This is a genomic window from Bradyrhizobium sp. SZCCHNRI2009, assembly GCF_032485115.1.
Classification (GTDB): Bacteria; Pseudomonadota; Alphaproteobacteria; order Rhizobiales; family Xanthobacteraceae; genus Bradyrhizobium.
Window position 1 is genome coordinate 216,195 of the sequence record NZ_JAUEUH010000002.1, and the last position, 13,152, is coordinate 229,346.

General features: G+C 60.0%; 15 protein-coding genes and 1 pseudogene. 2 read left to right on the plus strand and 14 right to left on the minus strand.

What is annotated here, in order from left to right:
* Positions 1–275 precede the first annotated feature (275 nt).
* On the plus strand, positions 276–512 hold the full coding sequence (locus QX041_RS08555; RefSeq protein ID WP_315758976.1) for a hypothetical protein: 237 nt from the start codon (positions 276–278) through the stop codon (positions 510–512).
* A gap of 26 nt (positions 513–538) precedes the next feature.
* Here the strand turns inward: QX041_RS08555 and QX041_RS08560 are convergent, their stop codons facing one another.
* The 8 genes from QX041_RS08560 to QX041_RS08595 all read right to left on the minus strand — a co-directional run bounded on the left by QX041_RS08560 (position 539) and on the right by QX041_RS08595 (position 7,835).
* Positions 539–832: a hypothetical protein gene (locus tag QX041_RS08560; protein WP_315758975.1), complete on the minus strand. Its 294-nt coding sequence runs from the start codon at positions 830–832 to the stop codon at positions 539–541.
* A gap of 427 nt (positions 833–1,259) precedes the next feature.
* On the minus strand, positions 1,260–1,775 hold the full coding sequence (locus QX041_RS08565) for an Hsp20/alpha crystallin family protein (RefSeq protein WP_316164961.1): 516 nt from the start codon (positions 1,773–1,775) through the stop codon (positions 1,260–1,262).
* A 243-nt stretch (positions 1,776–2,018) separates the two neighbouring features.
* Entirely contained in the window at positions 2,019–2,351 is a 333-nt protein-coding gene (locus QX041_RS08570) for a DUF1003 domain-containing protein (protein ID WP_316165436.1), read from the minus strand.
* Positions 2,352–2,570: 219 nt separating this feature from the next.
* The gene (locus QX041_RS08575) at positions 2,571–4,673 is read right to left on the minus strand and encodes an ABC transporter permease (protein ID WP_316164962.1); all 2,103 of its coding nucleotides are present in this window, start codon (positions 4,671–4,673) and stop codon (positions 2,571–2,573) included.
* Between the two features lie 28 nt (positions 4,674–4,701).
* A complete protein-coding gene (locus QX041_RS08580) occupies positions 4,702–5,973 on the minus strand; it encodes an efflux RND transporter periplasmic adaptor subunit (RefSeq protein ID WP_316164963.1) in 1,272 nt (423 codons plus the stop codon).
* A gap of 158 nt (positions 5,974–6,131) precedes the next feature.
* Complete coding sequence (locus tag QX041_RS08585; RefSeq protein WP_316164964.1) at positions 6,132–7,199, minus strand: AI-2E family transporter; 1,068 nt, start codon at positions 7,197–7,199, stop codon at positions 6,132–6,134.
* A 195-nt stretch (positions 7,200–7,394) separates the two neighbouring features.
* Entirely contained in the window at positions 7,395–7,559 is a 165-nt protein-coding gene (locus tag QX041_RS08590; RefSeq protein ID WP_080660040.1) for a DUF3309 family protein, read from the minus strand.
* A 129-nt stretch (positions 7,560–7,688) separates the two neighbouring features.
* Positions 7,689–7,835, minus strand: coding sequence for a hypothetical protein (locus QX041_RS08595; RefSeq protein WP_316164966.1), 147 nt, complete (start codon positions 7,833–7,835; stop codon positions 7,689–7,691).
* A 235-nt stretch (positions 7,836–8,070) separates the two neighbouring features.
* Between QX041_RS08595 and QX041_RS08600 the strand changes: the two genes are divergently transcribed.
* Positions 8,071–8,364 carry a hypothetical protein gene (locus QX041_RS08600; protein WP_316164968.1) on the plus strand — a complete coding sequence of 98 codons (294 nt, stop codon included), beginning with the start codon at positions 8,071–8,073 and terminating at the stop codon, positions 8,362–8,364.
* A 24-nt stretch (positions 8,365–8,388) separates the two neighbouring features.
* Here the strand turns inward: QX041_RS08600 and QX041_RS08605 are convergent, their stop codons facing one another.
* The 6 genes and pseudogenes from QX041_RS08605 to QX041_RS08630 all read right to left on the minus strand — a co-directional run bounded on the left by QX041_RS08605 (position 8,389) and on the right by QX041_RS08630 (position 12,980).
* Complete coding sequence (locus QX041_RS08605) at positions 8,389–8,649, minus strand: hypothetical protein (RefSeq protein ID WP_316164969.1); 261 nt, start codon at positions 8,647–8,649, stop codon at positions 8,389–8,391.
* 62 nt (positions 8,650–8,711) lie between these two features.
* Positions 8,712–8,948 carry a hypothetical protein gene (locus tag QX041_RS08610; RefSeq protein WP_316164971.1) on the minus strand — a complete coding sequence of 79 codons (237 nt, stop codon included), beginning with the start codon at positions 8,946–8,948 and terminating at the stop codon, positions 8,712–8,714.
* A 169-nt stretch (positions 8,949–9,117) separates the two neighbouring features.
* A complete protein-coding gene (locus QX041_RS08615; protein WP_316164973.1) occupies positions 9,118–9,636 on the minus strand; it encodes an Hsp20/alpha crystallin family protein in 519 nt (172 codons plus the stop codon).
* Between the two features lie 276 nt (positions 9,637–9,912).
* A pseudogene (locus QX041_RS08620) lies at positions 9,913–10,568 on the minus strand (exopolysaccharide biosynthesis protein).
* Positions 10,569–10,691: 123 nt separating this feature from the next.
* Positions 10,692–10,856 (minus strand): DUF3309 family protein, encoded by a 165-nt coding sequence (locus QX041_RS08625; protein WP_316164975.1) that lies wholly within the window; start codon positions 10,854–10,856, stop codon positions 10,692–10,694.
* Positions 10,857–11,015: 159 nt separating this feature from the next.
* Positions 11,016–12,980 carry an ABC transporter ATP-binding protein/permease gene (locus QX041_RS08630; protein WP_316164977.1) on the minus strand — a complete coding sequence of 655 codons (1,965 nt, stop codon included), beginning with the start codon at positions 12,978–12,980 and terminating at the stop codon, positions 11,016–11,018.
* Between the last annotated feature and the right edge of the window lie 172 nt (positions 12,981–13,152).

The following is a 13,152-nucleotide window of genomic DNA, read 5'->3' on the forward strand; positions in this document are numbered from 1 at the left end:
TGGCATTCGCCGTGAGCGCCCCCATATAAGATGGATGGCAAAATGGCAAAAATCGAGCGCGCGGCAACCGCACAAGACGAAGGCTGAGCTTCGTGAGATGCTAACCGATGCGGTCCGCAATACGCCCAGTTCGGGCCGGCGACCGGAGCCCCTGGTTAAACGCAACGGCATTGCGGATCGGGCGCCGGCTTGCGTCGATTAGTCGAACGCGGTCGCCGCAATAGTCCGTTCAACCGAGCAGAGTCTTTCGAAAATCCGCAAGGGAAAGGATCAGAATGCGCAAGCTGCCCGAACCCACCCAACAGGAGACCGGCGAGGGATCCCAAGAAGTTTTCTTTCAGATCGCGAATGGGAACGCGCGCCAGACTTGCGTTTTGCAAACCGCTTTTCCGACCAAATTGCAGGCGCATAAGTACCCTATGGCGAACTGGCCGACCATCGGAAAGATGGCGCGCGACGCTCTCGCGGCCGGGGCTATTGAAGACGGCGAGATCAGGCTCTTGGCGAGCTGAGCAGTCTGAAACGGAAGTGCGCGACGTCATATCTCAGAAGAAGACGCGGCGCTATCGCTGGCTTCATTGAAGAGCGCTCTCAGCAAGCGCCACAGCTCGCGGTGGCCGGCGGTTTGACCGCCTTGCATTAGATAGTCCGCAATATCCATGGTCGCTGTTTGGTATTCGACAGTACTCCCTGAGCCCGTGTCCGAATGCGCCGCCTCTCGCTCGACATACAAGCGTTTGGTGTCTGTATCGAACACAAGGCTACAACGATCCTCCTGCGTGGTTTCGGGGTCGGTTACGCGACGATAAAGTTGTCTTCTTAGGAAGGCCATTTGCTGCTCCCGATGAGGACGGTGGGATAGTTGAGTGTCTTAGCCCAATAATGTTCGGTTCCCGTAAGGGCGTCACAAATCTCGATCTTGAGCATCGGGCAGGTGGATTTGAGTTTACGACCCGATGTTTCGGCAGCTTCAGCTGTGTCGAATTCAGAGTTGAAGTGCCCGTCGACAATGATCACAGATCCTTCCATCGGCGGCCTGTCCGCACGTGGCGCCTTTCGCTCGGGCTCGTCAATCAAGTGAACTGGCTTTTCACCCTCATCGTATCGCGGAAGTGCAGCAGGCGGCTCTTTCAGAGCCGACAGCGCAATCAGCCGCGGGATCTCATCACCGCGTCGGAAGAACGGGAATGACAAAACCCGGAGGCCGCAACCAGCTCCCCTGGTCCGGCTCTCCGGTTTGTCGCGAAGACTGTACAGGACTAGGCGGCCTTGCCGGCCGCGGTAGTCTTATCCGATAGGCTCGCGCTCGGTGGAGAGCCTCTCTTGATATCGATTGTCTTGGCAGTCTTCACGGCCTTGGCGGGCTTTCTGATAGCGAGATGAAGCACGCCCTTGTCGAAATGAGCTTCGACGGTTCCATCATCCGGCTCGAAGGGCAGAGACATCGATCGGTAGAAGGACCCGTAGCTGCGCTCTTCGACATGCCAGTCCTTTTCCTCTTTCGTGCTCTCCGCCTTTTTCTCGCCGGAGATGACCAGCCGATTGCCGTCTAGGCTGACCTTGATATCTTTCTCGTCCACGCCGGGGAGTTCGGCGGTTATTTCGAAGGCATCCTTGGTTTCAGCCACGTTGATTGCCGGCGCGCCCGCCCCAATGCAGAGAGATAACGAACCCTGATTGAAGGCGCGAAGGGTGTCTTCCACCTCACGTCGCAAGGCCCTGAATGGGTCGAATGCAGGTTCCGGGCTGGTGGTCCACAATCTCGGAAGACTCATTTGCTCTCTCCCAAAGGTTGAAGAAGTATTGAAATAGTGCCCCGCGTCCTCGCGACCGCGTTGATGTAGCGCAAGTTGGCTGGGTTACTGGAGTGTGTTCGTGATGGAACCCGCAATCAATGGCGCGCGTCAGCGTCGTAGACCTAATGAGCAGAGCATGCGCTGCGGGCTTCCATCGGTCTGCGCCGAAGCGAGTGAGGCGAGCAGACAAGTCTATGGTCACGATGTTTGCGCGATCGCCACCTACGTCTTGTCCGGCACAGTCTCGGCCTCGACAGCCGCCGCAAGCTCGGGCTCAAGGCGCGCAGACAAGCGTTGAATGATGCTGAGTAGCTGCAAGAGTTCCTGCTCACGTAAGGCATCAACCTTGTTGTGCAGAAATTCGATTTCGAGTTCAGCTTTCACATTTATCCGGTAGTCGTGTTCTGCATGCCGGCGGTCGATCTCAGGCTGGAGGTTCTGGCTCATCATATTGATGGAAGCTGCGTAGACCGCCTGGAACGAAAGAACCAGGTTCAGAAAAATGAAGGGATAAGGGTCCCAATGTTTGATGAATGCTATCAGGTTCAGCGTGATCTAAATGCCAAGAAGATGCTTTGGATGACGATGAAGCGCCAAGAACAAACTGTTTCAGCGACCCGGCCGGCAAGCACCGCGCCCTGCGTCAGTGTGAGCTTGGGTAAGCTGCGGGCTGGTTTGCGCCCGGAGTTCTCGTAGCCGCCCTTTGCAAGAACCAGCTCAAGCGGGCCCTCCTGCTTTCAAGGTAGGGTCAACGGCGGGCCGTCGACGGATCGGTTACTCGTAGCGCAGCGCTTCGATAGGATCGAGCCGCGCCGCCTTTCGCGCAGGGTAGTAGCCGAAGAATATGCCAACGGCTGCCGAGAACATGAACCCGCCGGCAATCGCGGCCAGGGAGATCGGCGCCGGCCAGCCTGTGAGGATGGAGATGGCGACGGACAACGCCGCGCCGATGGCAATCCCCACGATGCCGCCGCTGACGCTGATGAAGATCGCCTCGGCAAGAAATTGTAGCAGGACGTGCAATCTCCGCGCGCCAATCGCCATCCGTAGTCCGATCTCCCGCGTTCGCTCCGTCACCGAGACGAGCAGGATGTTCATGATGCCGATGCCGCCGACCACAAGCGAGATGGACGCCACCGCGGCCAAAAGGAGCGCCATGATGCGGCTGCTTCCCTCCGCGGTCTGCGCAATCTGACTGAGGTTGCGCACGGAAAAATCGTTGATGGTGCCAGGGCGGATGCGGTGACGCCGCGCCAGGATTTCAGTAGCCTGATCGATCGCCGCCTGGATGCCGGCCTGATCCACCGCCTGCACGTAAATCTGATTCACATACCCGGTCATGCGCGGTTGAAGCCCATACGGATTCGGCGGCGCCGGATAAATCCAGTTGATCGCCGTTTGCTGCTGGCTTGGGGCGGCAACGCCGATAATCTTGCGCTCGGCGGTGGTGAACGGAACCATGATCAGATCGTCCTGGTCCTGTCCAAAAGATGTCTGTCCCTTGGTTTCGAGAATTCCGACCACCCGCAACGATACACCCTTGGCCTGCACCGTCGCCCCGATGGGATTCTGAGAGGTGCCGAAGAGTTGCCGGCGCACGGTCTCGCCAAGGACCGCGACCAGCGCCGAGCTTCGCTCGTCCTCCGGAGTGATCGCCCGCCCCGCGGCGATCTGCCAGTTCGTCATCGGAGGATAATTGGCGCTTACGCCCTGAATGCCCGTGGTCCAGTTCTGGTTCGCAAAGCGGATCAGCCCCGGCTGGCGGATGAGGTAGCTCACCGCCCCGGCGGCGGGTGCCTCCAGCCGGATCGCCCGGACGTCGGCCACGGTCAGCGTCGAAGCGCTTCCGGAGCCCCCGCGAGCGCCCCCGCTTGTGGCCGCGCCCGGCAGGATAACCACGAGGTTGGTCCCGAGCCTTGCGATCTCCTTTCGGACCGCCTCGTTCGCTCCCTGGCCGACGGACACCATGACAATCAATGCGGCGACGCCGATGAAGACTCCGAGCATTGTGAGCGCTGAACGCATCTTGTTGCGCCAGATCGCCTCCGCGGCCGCCGTCATCACCATCCAGGCAAAGGGCCATGATGCGACCGACATTGCGATGTAGGGCGACCGTTCCCTGGGTTGGACCAATTTGTCCGTCGTCCCGCTCGCCGGCCGCGGCCCCTTGGCGGGCTTTGTCTTCTTCACATCCGTGATGATCTGGCCGTCGCGCATGGTCAGCACGCGATCCGCAAAGGCCGCGACATCCGGCTCGTGGGTCACCACGATGATGGTGACGCCTTGCTCGCGATTGAGCGAGCTGAGTGTCTGCATGATCTCGTTGGAGTTACGGGTATCGAGATTGCCGGTCGGCTCATCTGCCAACAGCAGGCTCGGCTGATTGATCAGGGCCCGCGCGATTGCCACCCGCTGCTGCTGCCCGCCCGACAACTGGCCCGGCGTGTTGCGCTCCCGGTCCCGCAGCCCGAGCTTGTCCAGAACCGCCCGGGCCCGCTCGAAGCGCGCGCTCGCATGGCTCTGGCCGGACATCGCATACAGAAGCGGCAGGGCGACATTGTCCATGGCGCTGGTACGCGGCAACAGATTGAAGCTCTGGAATACGAACCCAAGCCGCTCGCTGCGAAGGCCGGCAAGATCCGGTTCCGCAAGCTGCGCGACGTCGATGCCGTCGAACCAGTAATGACCGGCGGTAGGCCGATCGAGGCAACCGAGGATCGACATCAGCGTCGACTTGCCAGATCCGGACGCGCCCATGATGGCGATGAACTCGCCATGTTCGACGATCAGGCTGACGTCCGAAAGCGCGCGAACGTCGATGTCGCCGACATGATATGTCCGCGATACTCGCTCAATCCTGATAACCGGCTCCGCCATGTGCCTTCAATCGTTGTGGCTGATGCGATCAGAGGCGGGGCCGCGGCACGCTGGAACGTGCTTTCGCTGAGTTCCGTTGCTCCGCGACGATCACCCGGTCGTCGATCTTCAGGTCGCCTTGCACGATCTCCGTAAACTCGTCGTCGTCGAGCCCGACCGAAACCTGAACCGGCACCGGCGATCCGTCCCGCAGCACCCAAACGCGCGCTTGCTTCGTGTCGCCAAGGGCGGTCCCGGTCGGGACGTAACGCAACGCCCGGTTCGGAACTCGGAGCACGCCGCTGCGCCGATCGATGATGATCCTTGTCGCCGCCGTCAGGCCCGGCTTGAGCGCCAGATCAGGGTTGTTGACGCTGACGACGACATCGTAAGTGATGACGTTCTGCACGGTTTGCGGGGACTGGCGGACCTGGGTCACTCTTCCCTCGAACAGCCGTTTCGGATATGCGTCGACCGTGAACGTCGCCTTGTCGCCATTCTTGATGCCGCCGATGTCGCTCTCGCTGACATTGGCGTCCACCTGCATCCTGGTGAGGTCGGTCGCGATCAGAAACAAGGTGGGAGTCTGGAAACTCGCCGCCACAGTTTGTCCCATGGTGACGGCGCGCGAAACGACAGTGCCATCGACCGGCGAGATGATGTTGGTATAGTCGAGATTGACCTGTGCCGCGGCGAGCACGGCTTCGCGCTGCTGGATGGTGGCCCCGTCAAACGCTATTTGCGCCAGAGCCTGATCGTACACGTTTTTCGCATTGTCGTAGGCGTCCTCCGACACGGCGCTTGTCTTGACGAGCGTGGCGAGGCGTTCCAGGTTGGCCTTGGCATAGGTGAGCGATGCCTTGTCCTTTTCCAGCTGCGCTTTCGCGATGGCGAGACTGGCTTTCGCCTGATCGACGATGCTCTGATAGGGGCGGGGATCGATCTTGGCGCAGCTTTGCCCGCGTTTGACCTGCGTGTTGTAATCGCAACTCAATTCCTGGATCACGCCGGATACATAGGTCCCGACAATGATCGTCAATTCCGGATTGACCGACCCCGTGGCATTTACGTCGCGCGCGACGTCCCCGATCGCAACAGGCGCCGTCTCATATCGGACCGACGCGTCGCCGCTGAGTGACCACCAGATGCCCAGAGATGCAGCGGAAAGCAGCACCGCGATCGCCACGGCAATTCGGTACCTCGTCGCAAATCGCGGCTGTGCGAGTGGCTCCCTGACCGGGCGCCCGGTCGACGGCAGCGGCACATAGGGCAGAGCGTCCCCGTTTTCGGCCATGGCACCACTGCCGAGATGCGTGCTCATTTCGCCTTGGCTCCAGGCGTCGGATGATAACTGTTGTCATCATAGGCTTCCGCCGGGCGGAATGGTTGATTGGGATCAAGGTCTGCGGGCTGGGAGTTTGACCGGAACGAGCTCGTTCATCGCGCTCGCTGGGCACTCGCGTGATGGGCCGCCGACCACTAACGAACGGTGCCGTCGTTCTCGGCGAGTTGCCTCGATGCCGAGAATATATCCCAAGCCGCGATGAACATGGCCGCAATCACCGTACCTATGACGAATCCGTTGAGACCGAAGGTAGCGATTCCGCCCAGCGTGGAGATGAGAACGACATAGTCGGGCATCTTGGTGTCGTTGCCCACCAGGATAGGGCGCAAGAAATTATCCACGAGTCCGATGATGAGCGCGCCGAAGGCGATCAAGACAATACCCTGCCACGTAGCACCGGTCACAAGAAGATAGACGGCGACCGGGATCCAGATGAGGCCGGCGCCTATCGCCGGCAACAATGAAAAGACAGCCATCACAACGGCCCAGAGTAGTGGGGCGTTGATCCCGAGGAACCAGAATATCAGGCCGCCGAGCGCCCCCTGCAACAGGGCCACAAGCATGTCGCCCCTGACCGTGGCGCGGATGACGATTGCGAATTTGAGCACGAAGGCGCTCTGCTGTTCGGCGCGTAGCGGAATAGCATCTCTGATCCGGCTGGAGAGCGTGTCCTCGTCGCGGAGCAGGAAGAACAACAGATAAAGCATGACGAATAGGTTCGCGATGAAGTCGAATGTGCTTTGACCAATGTTGAGTGCCTGAGCGGCGATGTATTGGCTGCCGGCCATGAGGGCGGCGGAAAGCTTTTGTTGTACCGCACTGAGACTCGCCAGGCCGAAGCGGTCCAGCAGATTGATCGTCCACGCTGGCAAGATGTCATGGACCTGCTTAAAGAATCGGCCGAGATCCAACTCTCCCGACTGGACTTTCCCATAGAAGCCCAACGCTTCCTGCGTCAACGCCGCCGCGATCAGCGTCATCGGCAGGATCACGATCGCTATGATGATCATGACGGTAGACAGGGCGGCAAGGGAGCGCCGCTGGCCCATCGATTTCAGCAGCCGCCGATGTAATGGCGCAAATAACACGGCTGCGACGGTTCCCCAGAGAACCGCTCCATAAAACGGCAGCAAGATCCACGCGAACGCCAGCGATACCGCAATCGTCAGCAGCAAAAACGAGTTGTCTTCGATGGTGCGCATCCCGCCATTCTATTAGTTAAGCGGAGCCGTCCAAGCTGGCCCGTGCTGCGCCGTGCGGCTGCTCTGAAAAGCTCAAACAACACATGAAACGGAAAGTCGCGACCATGCGTTTGGTCGGGGCTGGCTGGGACCCGTTACGCCGACGACAGGATGTTCTGGGAGTGCGGCCGGTCTACGCAGCCGACACCGACAGGATCAGAGTCGACCCAGGAGCAGCAATACGACCAGGATGACCAGGATGATGCCGATGACACCCATTCCGCCGTGGCCGAAGCCGTAGCCGTAGCCGCCAAAGCGGCCGCTGAAGCCACCAAGCAGGAAGATGATGAGGATGATGACAAGGATAAGTCCGATCGACATTGGCCGGCTCCTTTGGTGGGGCCTTTGAACATTGGGGTGAATATTAGGCCTTCTGGTAGTCCAAGTGGTGCGCGCGGCCCTCAAGCTCCAGCGCCGGCTGTCGCCAGCATCGCCGGAGAACGGCCCGTGCTATTTCTTCTCGATCGAAACACCCCGCTCGCCGATGTTGATCTCGACGCCAGTGGTTTTCTGTCGCTCCCGGTAGACTTGATAGCCCAGTATCACCGCGACGACGGCGAGCCCACCGATGACGAGGTAAAGAACATTGCGAGACATTGTCCGGGAATCCTAATCTGTGTGCGTCGCTCTTGATCCCAAGGCATGGCAGCTTACGAGGCGGTCACCAGGTCATTTTGATGCAAATCAACGGACCCAAGCGGGACTTCGGCTGAAATTGAAAAGTCAACTTTGCGATTAGGCGAGGCGTGATCGGAATCAATCAAGACGATTATCTCCCTCAATCAGGCTTGGTTCTCCGTCATCTGCCGGAAAGCGAAAACAGGAGTTGAGAATGTTCGGGCTGAAACGGCCAACTCGCATTGAACTCCGTGCCAACGACGCGGCTATCGTTGTTCGTGAAAATGGCGAGATGGAAATGTTCATTCGGCAGGCAAAGGGTGACGAGGAACTTCCGCCCGGCCAGGTCGTTCTGGCCCCTTTTCGGAATGACATTTCACGACGAGCGAGTGCGCAGACTGTTGGCGCAGATTGTAAAAGAGAAGCAAAGCCCAACATGACGTCGCCGCAGGTCATCGTGCGCGCGGCGCCGATTCAGTCGGCTTGGGGTGCGCAGTTCATCAGATGATGGCGGTGAAAGGGTGCGGCGAAGTTAGAATTCACGCGAGGGGCCGGCACGGTCACGGTCATCGTTGAAGATCGCTCTCAGCAAACGCCAAAGTTCGCGGTGACCAGCTGTTTGGCCGCCCTGCGTCAGGTAGTCCGAAATATCCATTGTCGCCGTTTGGTATTCGATCGTGCCCCCAATGCCAGTCTCCAAACGCGCCACCTCTCGCTCGACATACAAGTTCTTGGTGTCTGTATCGAAGACAAGGAAACAGCGATCCTCGCGTGTGATATCGGGGCCTTTCACCTGGCGATACAGTTCCCTTTTAGGAAGGCCATGGTCCGCTCCAGACGAGGACGATGCGATAGCTATGTGTCGTTGGTCAACAAGGTTCGGACCCTTGTAGCGGCGTCATAGATTTCGATTTTGAGCATCGGATACGTCGACTTCAGTTTACGACCTGATGCTTCGGCCGCTTCGGCCGTCTCAAACGCCGACTTGAAGTGCCCGTCGACAATGACCACGAATCCTTCCGACGGAGGCCGGTCGGCACGTGGCACCTTCTGCTCATACTCTTCAATTGAGCGAACTGGCTTCTTCTTCATCGGAGCTCTCATTGTATCGCAGAAGCGTAACGGGGCTCGCTGTGAGACCAAGAAGCCAATCAGGCTACGAAGTCTCATTCGATCGCCGCATCGGAGAAGGCGAATGACCAAATCCGGAGACCGCGACCGGCTTACCTCGGTCTGGTCTCCGGCTTTCTGCCGCGCAGGACTAGGCGGCCTTGCCAGGTGCGGCGGCCTTGTTAGGTGCGGGGCTTGCGCTCGGCGGAGCACCTGTCTTGATATCGATCGTCTTGGTGGCCTTCACCGCCTTGGCCGGCTTCTTGATGGCGAGATGCAGCACGCCTTTGTCGAAGTGAGCTTCGACGGCTCCCTCTTCCGGCTCGAATGGGAGAGACATCGATCGATAGAATGAGCCGTAGCTGCGCTCCTCGACGTGCCAGTCCTTTTCGTCTTTCGTGCTCTCCGCCTTCTTCTCGCCGGCGATAACCAGCTGGTTGCGGTCCAGGCTGACCTTGATATCTTTGTCGTCCACGCCGGGAAGTTCGGCGGTCACTTCGAAGGCATCCTTGGTTTCCGCCACACTGATTGCTGGCGCCCCGGCACCAATGCTGGGAGAAGGCAAACCCTGATCGAAAACGCGAAGCGCGTTCTCCATTTCGCGCCGCATGGCCCTGAATGGGTCGAATGCAGGCTCCTGGCTGGTAGTCCACAATCTCGGAAGGCTCATCTGGTTTCTCCGCAGGTTGAAGTAAGAGCAAAGAGAGCCTGCTCCTCGCGGTCATGGCGGCCTTGATGTGGCGCAAAGCCGCGGGCTAGTTTCGAGGCGGAAAGGCCGGTATGACGATAAAGGAGAACGCGTCAACGGAGTTGACCTAATCACAACAACGAACTCTGGCGCGCTGCGCGGCGCATGTTTAGCCGTGACGTTCCGAAACGCAAGAAAAGCGCGACCGCATATCTTCTGATCCCTTGCCCGCGTGTCTGGCGCTTGCGCCTGGCCGGGCTAATGCCAGAGGATCCATTTCGCGCCGAGGACGGTCTCCCAGACCGCCGTCAACTCGACCGGCGGCACGACGACGCTGGCCAGCAGCGCTATCGAAAGCAGCAGCCCGTCCTCCTCGAGATAGGCCAGCGAGATCAGCGCGATCACGAGGGCGGGGACGACGTTGCTCAGGGGGACCGGTGTGAACAGCAGGGTGATATTCAGCAGAACGAGGACGGCGCCGACGAGGCGCTTGGTCGCATCGAGCGGGGTCGGCCAGCGCGGATGAATGAGTTTCTCAAGAAACCTGAGCGTGGGCACAGCCCGCAGCACCAGAGCGGCAAGGTGCTGCGTCGGCAATGGACGGATGGCGATTCGGCGTGGGAACACGGGCATGTCCTGGCCCAGGATCATCGGAATGCGGGGATCATGAGCAGCAGGCCCGCGACGATCGAGACACCGGGTGCAATAGCGACGACAGCGAGCAACAGCATGATGAGGCCGAAGGAGCGCTTGTGTATGCGGCTCAATAGCCAGCCCAAGTTAAAGTGATCCTTTGGCGCCTCGTCGTGCAGCCGCTGCAGCAGGACCGAGGTGGGGACAAACGCTATTGCGCCGGCGGGTAGCGTCAGCTTCAGGTTGGGTCTCCTCTTCCTTGACGCCAGGGCCGACAGCAAGGGGCTAAATCAACGAACTCGTCCGCGCGTGCGGACGCGCGAGAGGAAATCTCAAAGCCGGGGACCCATGGAATGAGCCGCCTTTCAACCCGGCTCATCGGTTGCTCGCCGCCTTGCGCCTGGTCAAAGTTTGCCAAGCAGGAGCAAGACCAGCAGAATGACGATCACCAAGCCAAGGCCACCACCGCCGTAGTAGCCGGTCCCATAAAACGGACCGCCGCCGATCCCGCTAAAGCCGCCCAGTAGCGCGATCACTAGAATGATCAGAATGATGGTCCAAATTGACATCGCACTGTCTCCCGTTTCGTTTTGGCCGTGAGGTTCTGGAACACGTTCAGCCCAGGGCGATCCCAAGCAAGTTCCCAATGAGGAACTTATCTTGCAGCGAAGATGGCCAGGTTTTGTTGACGCAAGTCAAGGATGTGGGCGCTCGAAACGGCAACCGCGTCATGGTCTGATAGTCAGCAGCCAGTCGTCGAGCCGCTGCAGCCAGCGCCGAGGCGGAGGTGGCACAGGAGGCGGCTTCAGTTTGAGGCGGTCACCGTCACGTCCATGAACGAGCTGAAGCGTTCGGGTGTGGTAGACGGCAAGATCGGGACGGTGACCAATGCTCAGCACCGTGGTCTGCTTCAGCTCATCATCGAACAGAGCCATGACGCGGCGTTGGCTGTCCTCGTCGAGCGCGGCCGTCGCTTCGTCGAGAAAGACCCATCCCGGCTTGTGCAGGAGAAGGCGCGCAAAAGCGAGGCGCTCCTGTTCGCCAAGCGAAAGCTCCTTGTCCCAGCGCTCGGTCTTGTCGAGCCTGGGAATGAGATCGCCGAGATCGCAGCGCTCCAGGGCGTGACGCACGTCCGCATCGAGGAAGGCGTCGGGCGGGCTCGGATAGCTCAGGGCGTTTCGCAACGTACCCAGCGGCAGATACGGGCGCTGCGGCAGGAACGCCATGGCGCCGGGGGCAGGCGTGAGGATGATCCCTGAACCCCATGGCCAGAGGCCCGCTACGGCGCGAAACAGTGTCGATTTTCCTCGTCCAGTGTCGCCGACAATCAGGACGCGCTCGCCCGGAACGATGCTGACGGTGGCGTCATCGATGACGATATGCCCGTCCGGCAAGAGGATGCGCACGCCCTGGAAAGCAAGATGTCCGTCAGGGTGCAGCGCGCGTTTGATTTCCTCCGCGCCCTCGTCGATCGCCGGGAGATTGTCGAGGGCCTCGCGAAAGCGGGCGACCCGGTGGACCGCTGCACGCCAGTCGGCGAGCCGTGAAAAATTATCGACGAACCATCGCAGCGCCAATTGGACCTGGGTGAACGCGCCCGCCACCATGATCAGGCCGCCCAGCGTCAGGTTGCCGCCGAAATAGGCGGGTGCGGCCACCAATATCGGAACGACCAGCGACAGCCAGCCAATGCCCGATGTGATCCAGGTCAGGTGAGCAAGCGATGAGGATATCCGTCGCATCGTGTCCACGACGGCCGCGAGCGCGGCCTCGAGATGCCGTCGTTCGTCCGCCTCTCCACCATGCAGTGCGATGCTCTCGCCGGATTCGTTGACCCGAACGAGTGCGAAGCGGAATTCCGCCTCACGCGCATATCGCTCGCCGTTCAGCGCGATTAGCGGTCGCCCCACGATCCAGGTCAGACAGGATCCGGTCAGGGCATAAGCGAGCGCACACCAGACCATGTAACCGGGAATAGCGATGTCGTAGCCCGCGAGCTGGAACGTGACTTGCGCCGATAGAGTCCAGAGCATGCCGACGAAAGCTGTGAGCTGAAGCAAGGAATAGACGATTCCGCAGCCGAGGTCGGCGGTGTAGTCGCCCAAGAGGCGCGTGTCCTCCTGGATGCGCTGGTCCGGATTGTGACCGAACTCACCGGCAAAGCTGAGCTGATAGACGCGCAATGGCTTGAGCCACTCGGCCAGGAGATGACAGGTGATCCATTCGCGCAGTCGAAACTTCAGGCGTTCCTGGAGAAAGGTGTTTGCGACTGTGAGCGCCAACAATACGGCGACGATGACAACGAACGTCCGGAGATCCTGGACAAAGCCCGACAGGTCCTTGCGGCCGACGGCATCGAAGAACAGGCCGTTCCAATCATTCAGTTGGACCTGGCCAAACATGTTGGCAATGGTGACGACAGTCGAGGTAGCGAAGATCGCCATCACCCGCCGCCCGCCTTCGGCCTGCCGAAGCACGCGCGCAAAGAGGCCCAGGTCCCGGGCAAGATTGAAACCGTGAATTGGCGTAGCCTTGACGCGTGCGTCCGCGAGAGGGGGTCTGGCAACCGCGTCCGGCATGATCGGTATCAAAGGATGTGCAGCCTGCGGCAGCTTCGAAATTGTCTCCTCCTGCGGGGGATTGGCTTGAGGAGCAGCAGGTGATGCAACATCCGCCTTCATACGCCCGGCCATTCCTGTTTCGTCCGCCGGTTCACCGGATTGGCTAGCAGACCCGGGAGAGCTGGATTTTGACCGCCGCAATGATTTGCCACGGCGGCATGTTCATTATGCTATCATGAGAATACTTGGTTCAGGAAGACGCCTGCGGACCGTCATCACGGCATTGCCTGCAAGGCACATCGAT